16 protein-coding genes are annotated in these 13,694 nt (G+C 54.9%); all 16 read right to left on the bottom strand.

The features are described 5' to 3' along the window. Nucleotides 1-46: 46 nt before the first annotated feature. Entirely contained in the window at nt 47-1,012 is a 966-nt protein-coding gene (locus N2K86_RS08640; RefSeq protein ID WP_260661164.1) for a DUF6453 family protein, read from the bottom strand. A 1-nt stretch (nt 1,013) separates the two neighbouring features. Beyond that, nucleotides 1,014-4,589, bottom strand: coding sequence for a host specificity protein J (locus N2K86_RS08635; protein ID WP_260661163.1), 3,576 nt, complete (start codon nt 4,587-4,589; stop codon nt 1,014-1,016). Nucleotides 4,590-4,653: 64 nt separating this feature from the next. Beyond that, on the bottom strand, nt 4,654-5,250 hold the full coding sequence (locus N2K86_RS08630; protein ID WP_260661162.1) for a tail assembly protein: 597 nt from the start codon (nt 5,248-5,250) through the stop codon (nt 4,654-4,656). After that, nucleotides 5,237-5,953: a C40 family peptidase gene (locus tag N2K86_RS08625; RefSeq protein ID WP_260661161.1), complete on the bottom strand. Its 717-nt coding sequence runs from the start codon at nt 5,951-5,953 to the stop codon at nt 5,237-5,239. Before N2K86_RS08625 ends, N2K86_RS08630 begins: the two co-directional genes overlap by 14 nt. A gap of 2 nt (nt 5,954-5,955) precedes the next feature. Continuing rightward, a complete protein-coding gene (locus tag N2K86_RS08620) occupies nt 5,956-6,705 on the bottom strand; it encodes a phage minor tail protein L (RefSeq protein WP_260661159.1) in 750 nt (249 codons plus the stop codon). 76 nt (nt 6,706-6,781) lie between these two features. Continuing rightward, nucleotides 6,782-7,270, bottom strand: coding sequence for a hypothetical protein (locus N2K86_RS08615; RefSeq protein WP_260661158.1), 489 nt, complete (start codon nt 7,268-7,270; stop codon nt 6,782-6,784). Nucleotides 7,271-7,331: 61 nt separating this feature from the next. Continuing rightward, nucleotides 7,332-7,679: a phage tail protein gene (locus tag N2K86_RS08610; RefSeq protein WP_260661157.1), complete on the bottom strand. Its 348-nt coding sequence runs from the start codon at nt 7,677-7,679 to the stop codon at nt 7,332-7,334. After that, entirely contained in the window at nt 7,679-10,651 is a 2,973-nt protein-coding gene (locus tag N2K86_RS08605) for a phage tail tape measure C-terminal domain-containing protein (protein ID WP_260661156.1), read from the bottom strand. Before N2K86_RS08605 ends, N2K86_RS08610 begins: the two co-directional genes overlap by 1 nt. After that, the gene (locus N2K86_RS08600) at nt 10,641-10,850 is read right to left on the bottom strand and encodes a hypothetical protein (RefSeq protein WP_050861122.1); all 210 of its coding nucleotides are present in this window, start codon (nt 10,848-10,850) and stop codon (nt 10,641-10,643) included. The genes N2K86_RS08605 and N2K86_RS08600 overlap by 11 nt, the downstream gene beginning before the upstream one ends. Nucleotides 10,851-10,879: 29 nt before the next feature. Next, nucleotides 10,880-11,224 (bottom strand): phage tail protein, encoded by a 345-nt coding sequence (locus tag N2K86_RS08595; RefSeq protein WP_068794911.1) that lies wholly within the window; start codon nt 11,222-11,224, stop codon nt 10,880-10,882. A gap of 58 nt (nt 11,225-11,282) precedes the next feature. After that, entirely contained in the window at nt 11,283-11,756 is a 474-nt protein-coding gene (locus N2K86_RS08590; protein ID WP_042863340.1) for a hypothetical protein, read from the bottom strand. A gap of 17 nt (nt 11,757-11,773) precedes the next feature. After that, nucleotides 11,774-12,184, bottom strand: a complete 411-nt coding sequence (locus N2K86_RS08585; RefSeq protein WP_407065278.1) for an HK97-gp10 family putative phage morphogenesis protein — start codon at nt 12,182-12,184, stop codon at nt 11,774-11,776. Between the two features lie 5 nt (nt 12,185-12,189). Beyond that, a complete protein-coding gene (locus tag N2K86_RS08580) occupies nt 12,190-12,570 on the bottom strand; it encodes a hypothetical protein (protein ID WP_260661155.1) in 381 nt (126 codons plus the stop codon). After that, nucleotides 12,551-12,892, bottom strand: a complete 342-nt coding sequence (locus N2K86_RS08575) for a phage head completion protein (RefSeq protein WP_260661154.1) — start codon at nt 12,890-12,892, stop codon at nt 12,551-12,553. The genes N2K86_RS08580 and N2K86_RS08575 overlap by 20 nt, the downstream gene beginning before the upstream one ends. After that, entirely contained in the window at nt 12,889-13,212 is a 324-nt protein-coding gene (locus N2K86_RS08570; protein ID WP_010433118.1) for a head-tail connector protein, read from the bottom strand. Before N2K86_RS08570 ends, N2K86_RS08575 begins: the two co-directional genes overlap by 4 nt. Further along, complete coding sequence (locus N2K86_RS08565) at nt 13,193-13,645, bottom strand: hypothetical protein (protein WP_260661153.1); 453 nt, start codon at nt 13,643-13,645, stop codon at nt 13,193-13,195. Before N2K86_RS08565 ends, N2K86_RS08570 begins: the two co-directional genes overlap by 20 nt. Nucleotides 13,646-13,694 lie beyond the last annotated feature (49 nt).

Raw genomic sequence — 13,694 nt, 5'->3', positions numbered from 1 at the left:
ATAAAAAACCCCGCCGAAGCGAGGTTGATTTAAATAGACAGTTAATTCAGACGTACATGTCGGGCAAAACAGGAAGGCTGAGCGACGTTACCGTGTTATTACCGAAAATGGCATACTGCTCGCGACCAAGATATTTACCGCCCTGAACTGAAGCGCTGCCGTTCTGTATTTTTATTCCGAACATTCGATATACATACATGCCATTTACCGTATGCACCATAAGCCCAAACCTGCCCAGCGGAACATATCCGTTACCGATGCTCACGGCACTTGTCGAAGGGGTCCAGAGTTGGTTGAGGTATACGAAAGGCCGTCTTGTTGTTGAAAACGTACAAGCCCCTGCAGCATTAAAAATATTGAGGCCAGTACCTGGCTGCGGTGCTACACCGCTGGCAAAGATGACGATATCTATCGTGCCGGTTGCGGGAGCATCATCGTTCGTGGACGGAGGGCTGAAGAACCTGACAGTATTACCGTCGAAATCAATCGTGTTACCACTGTTACAGCGCCCGAAAACGACGTACTTCGACTTGTCGTATCCTGCTATCGTGGGAACCGCCCAACCCCCGGTCGGAACATTAACGGTACCCTTCCAGATACACTGGCCTGACTGTGTGGCGTTAGTGATCGCCAGGAAGTCGGTGCTGTCACCAATAAGCAGGCCAACCCCACTTCGCTGACCTGTCGGGAATATCTGCCAGACACTACCGGGAAAGGTATAAGTACTGTCCCTCTCACTTATACCCAGCGCCTGCATTCTCGAATTTTGCGTAACCCTCCCACCAGAGATAGTGACGGAATTCATTTTATGCCACAGCCCTGAATCAACATAGGCAGTCGCATGCGGTATAAACAGCACCTGCGCTCCTGAAACATAACCAGTGATGTCCACATACTTTGCTTTCTGGTAGCCAGTATCAAAGCTGCCACCAAAAGACGGGCATCTCAGACCCGCCGTTATCTCCATGCGCTTTCCGCCGTCATTAAGTTCTATCAATAATCCTGTCGGCATCTTATGTCCATGTCCCCAGTACAATCCGGCCACCACCAGGAATGTTGACGGTTAAACCGTTGCCATTAATCACTGTTGTGTTGCCGGAGCCATTGAAAGAAAAATTACCGTTTGTGGCGTAAATCGAGCCGCGAACGGTCACGTTGTTGAACGTCGCGTAGCCTGACTTGTTGATGTGCCAGCCAACGTTCCCCGTGCCGTCCCAGGTTGTGGACTGGATGTAGCTGCCGATTTTGGTGTTGTCGATAGTCCCTTCGCCAATCACAGTATTTCGGATAAAGGTCTGCCCGTTCTGAATCACGAACGGAAGCGTAACGGTCGCTCCTGCCTGGTGCGTTACCGCGAAGCGGTCAGCCAGGAAGATAACCTGCGACTGCATCCCGGATGGCGTATTCTCCACGCCGATCCCCATCCCCGCCGCGTAATACTGGCCGTTGCTGGATAACCCGACCTTAATGCTGTACATCGCCTTCAGGTCGCCGTTGACGTTCGCAATGGCCTGCGCATTGGTGGTGATCGTAGAAGTGTGTCCATTGACGGTCGCAGTAATGCTGTTTACCTGCGTGGCCATAGCCTGCTGGTAATCGGAGAACGTCTGGTTCAGGCTGTTGATGGAAGCCTTGTTGCCGTTCACGTCCGTCTGCAGGCTTAGCAGCGAGCGCGCCGTCGCCTCTTTCTCGTTAACGATGACCTCGTCAATACGGTCCAGCTGAGCGCTGTTACCGGCGACCGTTGCAGATAACCTTTTGCGTGTGGCCACCTGCGCCAGCCCGTTCTGGATAATGGCGATGGCTGAGTTCTTCACTCCACCCGTCATGCCGTCCATGGATACGCTGATGCTGTCGATTCGCTGGCCCAGGGCGGCATCTTCTGTTGCCACCGTTTGCTCAAGCTGGCTGAGTGAAGACGAAACATCCCCGACAGTGCTGGAAAGCTCATTAACGCTGGTCTGTACCTTCCCAATGTTCTGGGCGTTTTGGGCGATATCCTTCGCCTGCAGCTCCAGTTCGTCATTGGCCTGTTTGATGTCATTAACCATGCCAGCAATTTTTTCATTGCTGTCGACGGCATTCTCAACCACATCCTTCAGTAGACCCGTTTCCTCCATCTCCTTGAGAATGGAATCGGTGATATCAGATACGTCTGTGCTCGACTGACCAAAGACCCACTCGGTCCAGTCGCTCTGATTGCCCAGGCGATCAACGAGCCTTGCCCGGTACCAGAACGATTTTCCAGCCAGCAATCCCATTTGCTGGTAGGTCGATGAGGGATAAGGCACGTCTGCCAGCAGTAACGGAGAATCACCGTTCGCCGTGGCGCTGTAGTGGATTTCTGTCTTCTGCGTGTCCTGCGCCCCGGACGGAAATCCCCAGGAAATGCCGATCCCAAATACTAAAGGCTGCGTTGCGAGGTTCACGGGCATCGGCGGTTTTCCGACCTTACCCGTAAGCTCCGTCTCAGCTGACGTTGCCCATAGGGATGCGATATCGAGCGCGTTAACCGCGCGGATTCGGACCACGTAGCGCCCGGAGTAAATTCCATCAACCTCAAAGCGCGTGTTGCCGGTGCGCGGAACGTTAATCCAGTCGCCGTTGTTCTGACGCCACTGCGCCTCATAGGCAACGGCATTTTTGACGGTTTCCCACGTAACAACCATCGTGGTGATGCCTATCCCCTGTTCAACGCGGTACACGCTTGAGAGAGTGATATTTTCCGGCATCCCCTGTCCGCGTGGCGGCACAACGCTGACGGGCCTGTCTTCAATCACCGCACCGTCATCAACGCGCGGAAACTTGTTCGGATTGTAAGGCAGGCCGTTAATGGTGACCGTGTTATCCGAATTAACCATAAGCCGCTTAACTCGGAACAGTTGAATAGCTAAATCAGGCTGATCAAGCACCCACGCTGATTCAGCATTTGGGGTAACGCTGTACGCTGTCTCAACGGTAACAGCGCGTCCGGAGACGCTTTTCACCTTCCTGCCTTCGGATTTGCCGGTGGGAAGGTTAACGATAAGCGTGTCCCCCGCTTTAGCAGTCGTAATACGGTCAAGCGTGACTTTCGTTCCGGAGGCTGCAGCCACGCGACCGCCATTCTCGCGACCGGCCAGCGGGGCGTTATTGATGCCGATCACCTTACCGATACGTGGGATACGCCCTTCCAACCCTGTTTTGAACTCCACGCCATTGTCATCGCGGTTGGTTTCAATAGCGTAAAGCCCGTGCCGCTGCGCTTCTGATTCCCGCGTACACCCGATGCGGGACAGCTCTATGGTGTTAAAGCCGAACCGGTTCGAGACTTCCGGTACCCAGGCGCTGGCCTGATCGTCCTGATAGCCGTTAGCCGGATTGCTGTAGGTAACGATTGCTGATGAGTAGTTCGTCTTCTCCGATGTGCTGGAAAAGTTAAACGCGCCCGCAATATTCGACTTGTTGAACACGAAATCAGGGTCCAGCTCGCGGGGCATATCGGCATCAACCGACAGGAGATTGTTGGACCAGCTGATCATCCCCCTGAAGATGTTCGCCAAATCCATCAGCACGGTCCAGGCATCAGTTCGCTGGGCGATGTATAAATCGCAAAGATACCGCGCCTCTTTCCCGCCTGCTCCATCCGAGACCGGCGCATCGCAGTACTGTGCAATCTGGTACAGGGTCCACTTATCCACTAAATCTGCGGTGATCCGTTTTCCAAGACCGTATCGTTTGTTCAACACCAGATCGTAAAAAATCCAGGCGGGATTGTTTGTCCAGGCCCACTTAAACGTTCCGTCCCAGGTGCCACTGTAGGTGCGGGAAACAGGATCATAGTTCGCCGGTACGCGAACGATTATCCCCTTCATTTCCACGGTGACGTTTGGCGTTCTGCCGTCAAACAGCTTCGAATCAAACTGGATGAACAGCAGCGACGTGTGCGGATAGCGCAGCTTGGCATCGACAATATCGGTCATTGATTCAATACGCGAAGTATCCGCATGTCGACCGTCGCTGGTATTTTCCGTCAGGCGTCGGACGCGGATTTGCCAGCCGGATGTCGCTGCAGGCAGGTCAATTCGATAGCTCCGCTCATACCCGGCATCGGCGATGCCGTCCGCTTCATCCGTGCCGTATTCAACGTATGAACCGCCATCGGTTGAAATATCGATAGCGAACGCTATCCGGTAGCCATCCTTCCCTCCGCTGTCGCGCAGTTTATAAACCCCGTTCGGAAATTTAAGCCGCAGGCGTACTGCAGAAAGCTGGGTGTTGTTAATGGATTTAACCCACGGCGTCCCGTATTTCAGCTCCGTGCCAACGCTGATTTCATTCTCTACTGCCGGGAAACCAGCAATATAATCCTGATCCACCGTGCCGCTGCGCCACTCCCACGTCACGCCTGGAAAGTTTTCGTTGCCAGCATCATCAAGCAGTGGCGTGCCATCGAGATAAATATCTTTTCCGGTAAAGTCTCCTGCAGCTTCCCCCTCGGTCAGCGCCAGCAGAATTTTCATGTATGCTACGGAGGCGATCTCGGTACCGCGATTGCCGCCTTTATCACCGCCGCCGCCGCCCCCTTTCGAACCCCTGATTACTGCCATATGCAAACTCCGGGCAAAAAAATCCCGCCTGAGCGGGAGAATTAAACATGTTGCGAGATAAGCGTTATTGCTGTTCTTCTGCGTAGATGCCGCCGCTGATAAGAACACCGGCGACAAGACGCTTACCGTAGAGAAGATTGACGCCGTTCCCCGCTGCAGACTGGTTGATTGGGGAGCCAAACGAATAGCTTTTCCGGGTATCGCCAGAGTCCATCGTCATGCCCTGAGTGCCGCTGGGCGTGAGCATCTGGACAACGCCCCCAAGCATCATCGCCGCCCCCATTTTGTAGAGGAACGGCGAGGCCACTGCTGCTGGCGTAAAGCTCAGCGCAAAGCCTACCGCTACAAGCACAGCGCCGAAGATGGTCTGGAACACACCAGCCTTTTTACTGCCGATAATGACCGGCGCAATCCTGATAACGTCATGCACGCCGCTCAGGCGCAGCTCTTCTGCAGTCACGTTGCGGGAGCCGTTAAACACGCTGTAGGTCACGCCGCGTCCTTCACTCGTATCGAGCCAGCGCTCAAAGCCGGGGAGCATGATACAAAGCGCCCTGATAGCCTCCCGCACCGAGGAAACTGAAAGGCGGTGCTCACGTCCAAATAAAGTGCCGAGCTTGCCATAGAGCCGCACAAGCACGATTTTCTCAACTGTGTTCATCGTTATTCTGGTACCTCAGTGTCAACATTGTTCTCTCGCGCCACATGCCGCCGTAGGGAACGACTTCGCTCAGCTTGCCGTACATGTGGTGCAGCATTTTCCCGTCGCCCAGATAGATGCCTGCATGGTTGATTTCTTCTGCCTTGTACTGCATCAGGATCACATCCCCTACCTGCAACTCGTCGGCGTGAGAATAAAATCCCGCTTCGGCATAGTGTTTTACGTAAAGGTTTTCGCCGCGCGTCCACCAGTTGTCGTCACGGTGAAAATCAGGCAATTCGATGCCCCGCTCCTGCTTATACCAGTCCCGGATGAGCCCGTAGCAATCCCAGCTGCCGTGTATAAAGGGCCGCTTGAGGATCGGTGGTGTATCTGCCGGTGTGGTCACCGTGTACTCACCGCCTGGCCACGACATAATTACCCAGGGCAATCCGGAGTCGTGGCACGACTTCAGATCGTCGGAGGAAGCGTGCGGCCCCGCATCCGGATGTGAATGAACGATGGCCAGTACCTCCCCCATATCCTCAGCATCAGCCCAGGCCTGCGCAGATATCATGAAGTGCTCTCTGGGATTTTCGTGTGAATTACTGCAGGGGATGTACCGGCGCTGGCGCGTGGCACGAATAATCAGGCCACAGCATTCATGGGGATAGGCTGCAGCAGCGTGTTTTTCAATGGCGGTAATAAGTCGCTGGCTCAGCATGATTAAATCCTCGTGATCGCAATTGCCGGAAAACCGCCAAACGGCAGCTGCTCATCTTCCCCCCAGCGCAGCTTGCAGCCTGCGACCGTTCCGGAGCAGACGTCATCTGCAGGGTTATCAACAGGGTTGCCGAACTTGTCGAAGTACTTCGTACCGGTGTAACCGCAGTCCGCACCCCGATACTGGCCCTGCTGGCACCAGGCGCACCGGCTGGTCATTTGCCTTCCCGGAACCTTCTGCCCGGTCACGTCGACAGGTGAGCTCAGCTTGAACTGAACGTCCGTTTCGTTATCTGCCGTTTTGCTGTCGATGTAAAACACCTCCAGCTCCTCGGCTGTCGGATCGGCTTGCGTGTTGCCATCAGGAAAGTTACTGGCATCGAGGTAATGTGCATACGTTCGGTGAATGGTGACCTTTGCCTGCTTCATATCCTGAAAAAGGTGGCACAGCGCGGAGATCGAACCGTCCAGATTACCAACGGATAATTTTGGCGAAACCGGCGTTCCGTCACCGTTGGCTTCGATATCCTCAATCTGACATGGCCAGGAATCGTATCGGATGCCCTGCCAGTAAATCGGCTTACCTGGTAGTTCCGATTCATCATCACCGGCAGCGAGGATTTCTTCTTCCGTGTACGCTACTGCGTGGTTGTGGAAATAGAGAACATCGGCCCCAAACGCGGTACCGTCAACTTCAAACAGGACGATCTTGTTGCCGGGCTCGAGTTTTTGATCGTCAGCGGTTATCCCCATAAAAACCTCTCATTAGGAGCGCGGCCCCATAACAAAAAACCCCGCAGTGCGGGGTTTCAAAGGTGCCTTTTAGACGTTATTTAATGGCTTGCAAATTTGTCTCAAGTAGCCTTTCAAATATCTTAGCTAATTCAGAAGGCATTCCCGATTTTATTCTTTCAATATGTGGTGCGTTAGTGACCATAACGGAAAGCGCGGTATTATCTGGCATTTCTTTATGCAATTTTTCCGCATAATGACGAACCGCATCCTCATTAAGAATAAAACTACCATCGGCCCTTTTCTCTACAAATTTGGATTCTTGAACAGGAGATTCAGTGTCTGCTTTCACGTGTGGTAAGGCACTCTTGATAATCGCCTCTTTTAACACACCACCAGACAAAAGAATTGCACCGGTGACCAGAAGTGAGCACCCGATAGAGACAGTCATCTGTCTGGAGGCAATCAGCCCCGTATTATATACGTTCATCTGAGCGCCTGAGCTCACCGTGACATCCATATCGAGGCCCATGATGATGCATATAACACCTAGAGCCAGAACGACAAAACCACATATTCTAAGCATGACAACATTCCCTTATTTCAAAGAAATCATCATAGCAAAATGATATTAATATCCCTCAGATTTATATTGGCTCGGCCCGATATGCCGTCGCAAATGTGACTGTAATTGTCATTCGTGCAAAATCAAGGGCCGTGACCTTCAGTTGCGTTGCGCGGTAGAGACCAAGTTCATCCAACGGGTTGGTCCATTTGAATGCTTTGACTTCGCCATGCTCGCGCAAAAACTTGAGCACCGGCTTCATATCCTCATTCATACCGGTGAACATTAATGGCCATGACTGCGTCTCCGGGTTAATGCCATCACCGGTTACTGCCTCATAGCCATCGCCGTATTGTACGCTGCTGGTTCGGTACTTAAAGTCTCCCACAGGGCCATTACGCGGAGACCAGGTAAACGTCTGCAATGCCATCAGGCCGTCCTCATTTTGGTGTCAATCATGCCTCCGTTGGCCAGTTCGCGATCAAGCGTTTCAATAACAAACTGCTTAAGTCGGGCTTTGGTCTCGCTGGTCAGAAGCTCCTGACTTTTTGAGGAAGGTTCCTGACTCGCTCCGCCCTGCTGAATGACCTGCAGCGGAATAGTTAAAGAGAAATGGAGGTTGCCCTGGCCAGCAGAGGGCTGCGAATACGAGTCTCCGGATGGTTTTGCCACGCCGCCACCGACCAGCCCACCTTCGGCGTAGCCGTTGCCGTAAGTAAGCTGATTCAGGAAACTGAGCATGCCAGGCTTCTTGACCACAGATTGCGGAACCACCCATTCGCCACGGTGAACCACACCGGCGACGTCATGCTTGCCGCCGTCGCCGGTATAACCCCCGTCAGCCCAACCGAACCAGCTGCTCACACCCAGCGCTGAAGCACCGGATTTGATAGCGTTCAGCATCAGCATCTTCGTGATCATCTTACCAATATCGTCGATAACAGATACGGCCAGCGATTTGAACTCTCCCTTTCCCTTCGACGCAACATTCCAGAGGGCAGTACCCATGCCATCCATCGCGTTTATGGCAATGTCGCGAACCTGGGTGAACTGGTTTTCAGCGTTAACTCGCCAGTCCGTCAGCCCTTTTTTCATCCCGTCAAACGATGACCCTTCTACCTGCTTTTTCCGCTCTGCACCGCTACGGACAATTTCCAGCTGCTTCTGCTCTTCATCCCTCAGCACCTCAGTTTGTTTTCGGTACAGTTCGGAACTGTGATCGGAAATCGTTTTATCCTGCTCTTCCCGGAGCTTTGCAAAACGCTCCCGGACCTGCTGCTCTGCTACCATCTGGTCATAGGCATCGGAGCTCATGGTCATCTGGGCGACACTGTTAGCATATTCCTGCTGCAGCTGCAGCGTTGAGCGATAAAGCTCCTGGTTCTGCTCCTGAATCTGAAGGCCGAGTTTGCGCTGCTGGTTGGCTTTATCCAGGCTGGCGTTAATCTCCAGCTGGTGACGCAGCTCCGTTTCCTGCGCCAGAATGCTGCGCTGGCCAGCGGTCAGGATACGCTTCTCCTTGAGGTCAGCGATTTCCTGGTTGAACTGCGCCAGTTTCTTTTCCGACTGCGTCAGCGTCTCGGTCTGTTCGTTCTCGGACCGCAGCGCGGCCTCTTCCTGGCGAAGCTGATTCAGGCGCGTGGTCGCAGCATCGTCGCTGTACGCCTTCTCGCGGGATTTTTTCTGCTCAGCATACATTTTGTCGATGCCACGCATTGCCTGCGTGTATTCAGCCGTTCCTTTGGTGAAATTGGCATTAACAAGCGCAACGGCATCGGCCCGCTCTTTTTCACGCGATGTCCCGGCTTTTAGCAGCCCTGAAAGCGTGTTTTCGTCCTTCAGACGCTTCGAAATTTCTTCACGCTGCTTTTTCTGCGCCTGATATTGCTTTTCCGCCTCTTCACGCTGCTTGATTGCCGGGTCAGGAGTGGTATCGAGATCAACGCCTGCACCCGCAGCCATCGCCTGCGCGGTGGCTATGTGCGCGTCTCCCATCGTTTTGAACGCATCTGCGACAAAATCTTTCAGCGATTTCCACGCGCTTTTCAGCCCACCTACGTTCGATTCCTGCTCCTTGAGTTTGGTATCAAGGTCATTCATCGCCGCCTGCTGCAGCAGCGCCGTTGCTTCAGAGGTTTTCCCCTGGCGCTCGAGCGTGACTATCTGGTCTATCATGCTGCCGTTGAGCAAAATTCCCTGGTCGGTCAGCTTTTGAAGCGCCTGCAGCGGATCGCCTTTCAGGCTCGACAGCAGCGACACGAGATCGTCGGAGCTCTGCCCGATTTCCTCCATTCGCGTGCCGAGGCTGGCGACCTGCTCCAGCATATTGCCGCCGAAACCCGCCGACACGGATGCCGTAACCGCCTTAACGGCGCGATCTGAATCACCGAGGCTGGAGGTCAGGTTCTGCAGATACATCACCGACATAACGGACTGCTGGCCGGATTTCTGTAACGCCTGCGTATACCCTTTAATGACCGCTTCGCTGTTGGAGTAGGCCGAGTAAATCGCTGTCACCGCACCGGCGACGGCAATAACGGCCAGCCCGACAGGACCGCCGACCATCGCCATTGCGCCGCGCAGCAGGCCTGCACTGGCTGCAGCAGCTCGCTGGCCAAGAGATAACTCCTGGCTGGCCACGGCGAGCTGGCGCGTTGAGGTGGCCAGCTGCTGCTTCCCGGCAGACTCGGCGATATCAGCTGCCAGCACCGTTTTCGTCGCTTCTGCAAGGCTACCCTTCGCCTTCGCTTCAGCAAGATTCGCCTCCTGAATGGTTCTGGCATTTTTAACGTGCTCGGCCTCATAGCTGACGGCCAGCCCGTACTGCTTGTTCACCTCGGCCTGTTTGGCAAAATGCTCATCGAGCGCAAAGGCGCGCTCGCGGTCGGCACGGGCGGCTTCAATAGTCTTAACCGCGATGTTCTGCTTCTCGATAGCTTCAGCACGCAGCTGCCTGGCGTTCTCTATCGAGCCCTGCGCGGCGCTTATCTGCGCCTGGGTAAACTCAATCTGGGCCTGTCGCTGTAATTTCAGGCCCGTAATACTGTTATCCAGCGCGGTGCTCATACCCTCGCTGAGGGCCGAAACCAGCGCCGTCGTGATAGAACTTCCGGCAACCGTGCTGCCAGCTGAAATGTTGGCCAGCAGACCGCGCATTTCATCCAGCCCGGTCAGGCGCTTGTCGACCGTTTTGCCAAGCTTGTTAAAGTCGGCGTCCAGCCCGGTAATCCCCTTTCCCAGCCCTTCAAACGACTGCCGGGTTTTCTGATTGTCCGTCTGGACTTTCCTGTTAAATTGCTGGGCGCTGCTGTCCGCCGTTCGCATAGCATCAGCAAACTGTGATTTAAAGCTGGCGGAGTTGAGATGCAGCGCGACAGCCAACGACGCAACGTCAGCAGCCATGTCCTAATATCCTGAAGCAGTCAGCGAACTGCTGGTCGCTTTCAGATTGCGCAGCAGTCACCGGAGGAGAATGCACCGGCGCTGACGTTTCGGCCTCCGTTCTCAGGAGATCGAAATAGGCCTGCCAGTGGGTCAGTATGTTCGCCGGGAGTTCGGCTATTTTACGGGGGTCCGGCTCGTCCCATCGGTCTGCCAGCATGAATAGCAGCCTGAGATGGGACGAGTCGGTTAGTTTTTTGTGGCTTCCTCCAGCGTGCCGTAAGAATGGCGCTGAACGAGCGTGACCGCGTCGAGAAGATCGGCGTTCGCGTGGGCGGCCATCAGTTGGTCTGCGGTGGGCAGTTCGCTGGCTTTGGGCTTGCTGCCGTCTTCATTGACCAGCGCTGCCAGAAACAGGTTTACCCCCATCGCCGACAGCTCTCGCGACGGAAGCTTGGCCTGGCGTCCGGCTTCAACTTTGTCGTTATAGTCATCCAGCTCGGCGCTGGTCAGGCGGCGAAGATACACCTTCTGGCCGAGGAGCGTTTTTTCAACGGTGGTATTCAGTGGGTTGATAAGGGATTTGTAGTTCATGTTTTTTATCCTGTTTCATCAGTAAAAAGCCCCGCGTCCGGCGCGGGGAAATAGAAGGTTACTCGCCGCCACCGGCTGGCTGCTCAACGGACCATTTAACGCTGTTCTGCTTGCCGTAGACCTCAACCTGCAGCACTTTGCCTTTCGGCGTGTCAACGGCCTGCAGGCTCCAGCCAGCCAGCACCAGTTCAACTTCTGAAATGCGCTTGTTGGGGAACTTCATGAAGAAGACCACCGTTTTTTTCGCATCGGCGTCACTCAGCAGCGCTTCCTGCACGGTATCGGATGGATCATCAATGAAGACGAGCGTTTTATCCTCGCCCTCACCCATGTCGGCCATGTATTTTGGCTCTTTGTCGATGAGGCGTGTCACTTCGAGGAAGGTGCCTTTTTTCCCCGTGGCCCCAATCCCCATCGCGCTCTGCAGAAGCGCGGCGGTGGTAATGGTTGCGCCCTTCTGACCGTAGCGAACCTCTGTACCCGCAGGGAGTACCGCGTACTCTGACGGGGATTTGATTTCTGGATCTGCCATTTACTCTCTCCTGATTACTAACGCCCTTCGAGGCCCAGCCGGATTTCTGCGACCAGCACTTTAAGGATTTTTTGAACGTTGTAGTCCATCGCCGGACGAATGAAGGGGTCGGCGACCTGTTTGACGGTGCCAAACTCCTGCGCCACCGCTTTCATGTGGTGAATTTTGCTGGGACCGACGCGCAGCGTAACGATGGTGTTATAGCGCGAGGTCTCTGCCACGTTAGTGCTGCGGATTTTGATGGAGTCGCGCATGTGCGGCCCGATGCTTTCCTCATCAAAACCGGCGTGCTGCCGCATATCCTGCTCAACGACCGCAAGCGCAGCGCGTCCGGCATCGCGCAGAAGTTTCACCCCGACTTTCTTGTCGATGCTTTCCAGCAGCCGGTCAAACTCCTTCCCGGTGGGGAATTTAATGTCCATCTGCATGGCGTTTACTCCGGAACAGTGAAGATGAAGTCGCGAACCAGCTGGTACTGGATGCGGTTGTTGGGAAGCGTGGTTTTCCCCTGCTGTATGCCTCCGCGCTCAACGTACTGGACGGGCTGACCTTCCATCTGGCCATGAACAATTTGCTTCCATTCAGCCCAGAGCGCCCCGTCGAATTGAAGCAGCGACGTGTACCGGTCGACAACATAAAGCGAAATCTGTATCCGGACCTCGGACAGCCCGGTCCGCCTCAGTCCGTCACCGACCTGCGGGTCGGAAATACGCTGGAACGTCGCGCCTTCTTGCACCGTATCCGGAAGCAGCAGCGGGTACGTATCCAGCCCGGTAATCCGCTCGACGGCGTTTTTAATTGCTGACTCGATCATGGCGTGAATCCGCCTCTCCGGTGATGATTATCCGATCCGTCAGGCGCTCGACGTTGCGAACGGTATATACCCGGTCCGCTGTCGATACCTTCCAGTCCACGTCAACCTTGCGCGGGTACAGCGTGAAGAGGCACGTTTCGACGACCTGCTGCTGGTCCAGCGTCCGGACCTTCCGCCCGGAGACCAGCTCCTTTTTGGACCAGGCCTTTCCGACGCTCACCTCACGGGCCGGAAGCGTCTCGCCGAGCTCGCCGCGTTCTGTTTCCATGTAGCTAAGTGTTATCCGGCAGTTCAGCTCGCCGGGGCGCAGGGGGTCACTCATACGGTATGCTCCATTAGCGGGAACAGCAGGTACTCAACGCCCAAATCGGACGGCGAACCTTCTGCCGTGCCGGTGGGATTCAGATACCACTGCGAGACCATCATCTTCGCGGCCAGCTTGATATCTTCATCAATGATGTAACCCGTCTCACCGTCAGGCAGTGCGTCAAGCTGCGCCTGGTTCTCTACCAGCCTGCAGTAGTAGCTGCGCTCGATGCTGCGCTGAGCCGCGCCAATCAGGCTGGTCAGCAAGCTGTCGTGCTCATCAAAATCCAGCTCGAGGCGCAGCTGGGTTTTGGCTTCAGCCAATGTCAGTATCATGCGCGTCATCGTCCTTATTCGGTTGAAGGGCGCGTTCTGCATCTTTTGCCCAGACGGCGATATTTCGGTCCACCATGTCCTGAGCGACGGCGCTGTCAAAGCAGGCCACATCGCCACGGCTGTAGCGGCTGAACGGACCAAGGAACGTCACCGCGACGCGCCCGTTTTGTACCGAAGCGACTTTTCCAGTCAGTTTTGACATGCGTTCCTCTGGGGGTTCATCCTGTTTCGCATCACCACCTGAATCCGTATCGTCGCCGTCCGGACCGGGTTCGGTACCATCACCGTCACCACCGGTTTCGCCTGCAGAACCGGTGTTAACGTCTGGTGCAGGTGCTGAGGTATCAGCTGCAGCTGCAGTCGTTACCGCTGGCTCGGCGTTGGTGTCGGTGGCGGTATCGTCTTTCTGAGTGTTTTTGGTTTTAGGAGCCATGATGTTCACCTGTAAAAAAGCCCGCGCGGGGCGGGCTGTTAATCACGAT

The organism is Enterobacter mori, from assembly GCF_025244905.1.
In the GTDB taxonomy this organism is placed as follows: Bacteria; Pseudomonadota; Gammaproteobacteria; order Enterobacterales; family Enterobacteriaceae; genus Enterobacter; species Enterobacter mori_A.
The sequence above is the reverse complement of the archived record's forward strand: the minus strand, read 5'-3'. Positions and strand labels throughout refer to the sequence as shown.

Excerpts from the sequence above, each read along its gene's own strand:
- N2K86_RS08640 (WP_260661164.1), bottom strand. The coding sequence starts at position 1,012 with ATGCCGACAGGATTATTGATAGAACTTAATGACGGCGGAAAGCGCATG.
- N2K86_RS08635 (WP_260661163.1), bottom strand. The coding sequence starts at position 4,589 with ATGGCAGTAATCAGGGGTTCGAAAGGGGGCGGCGGCGGCGGTGATAAA.
- N2K86_RS08630 (WP_260661162.1), bottom strand. The coding sequence starts at position 5,250 with ATGAACACAGTTGAGAAAATCGTGCTTGTGCGGCTCTATGGCAAGCTC.
- N2K86_RS08625 (WP_260661161.1), bottom strand. The coding sequence starts at position 5,953 with ATGCTGAGCCAGCGACTTATTACCGCCATTGAAAAACACGCTGCTGCA.
- N2K86_RS08620 (WP_260661159.1), bottom strand. The coding sequence starts at position 6,705 with ATGGGGATAACCGCTGACGATCAAAAACTCGAGCCCGGCAACAAGATC.
- N2K86_RS08615 (WP_260661158.1), bottom strand. The coding sequence starts at position 7,270 with ATGCTTAGAATATGTGGTTTTGTCGTTCTGGCTCTAGGTGTTATATGC.
- N2K86_RS08610 (WP_260661157.1), bottom strand. The coding sequence starts at position 7,679 with ATGGCATTGCAGACGTTTACCTGGTCTCCGCGTAATGGCCCTGTGGGA.
- N2K86_RS08605 (WP_260661156.1), bottom strand. The coding sequence starts at position 10,651 with ATGGCTGCTGACGTTGCGTCGTTGGCTGTCGCGCTGCATCTCAACTCC.
- N2K86_RS08600 (WP_050861122.1), bottom strand. The coding sequence starts at position 10,850 with ATGCTGGCAGACCGATGGGACGAGCCGGACCCCCGTAAAATAGCCGAA.
- N2K86_RS08595 (WP_068794911.1), bottom strand. The coding sequence starts at position 11,224 with ATGAACTACAAATCCCTTATCAACCCACTGAATACCACCGTTGAAAAA.
- N2K86_RS08590 (WP_042863340.1), bottom strand. The coding sequence starts at position 11,756 with ATGGCAGATCCAGAAATCAAATCCCCGTCAGAGTACGCGGTACTCCCT.
- N2K86_RS08585 (WP_407065278.1), bottom strand. The coding sequence starts at position 12,184 with ATGCAGATGGACATTAAATTCCCCACCGGGAAGGAGTTTGACCGGCTG.
- N2K86_RS08580 (WP_260661155.1), bottom strand. The coding sequence starts at position 12,570 with ATGATCGAGTCAGCAATTAAAAACGCCGTCGAGCGGATTACCGGGCTG.
- N2K86_RS08575 (WP_260661154.1), bottom strand. The coding sequence starts at position 12,892 with ATGAGTGACCCCCTGCGCCCCGGCGAGCTGAACTGCCGGATAACACTT.
- N2K86_RS08570 (WP_010433118.1), bottom strand. The coding sequence starts at position 13,212 with ATGATACTGACATTGGCTGAAGCCAAAACCCAGCTGCGCCTCGAGCTG.
- N2K86_RS08565 (WP_260661153.1), bottom strand. The coding sequence starts at position 13,645 with ATGGCTCCTAAAACCAAAAACACTCAGAAAGACGATACCGCCACCGAC.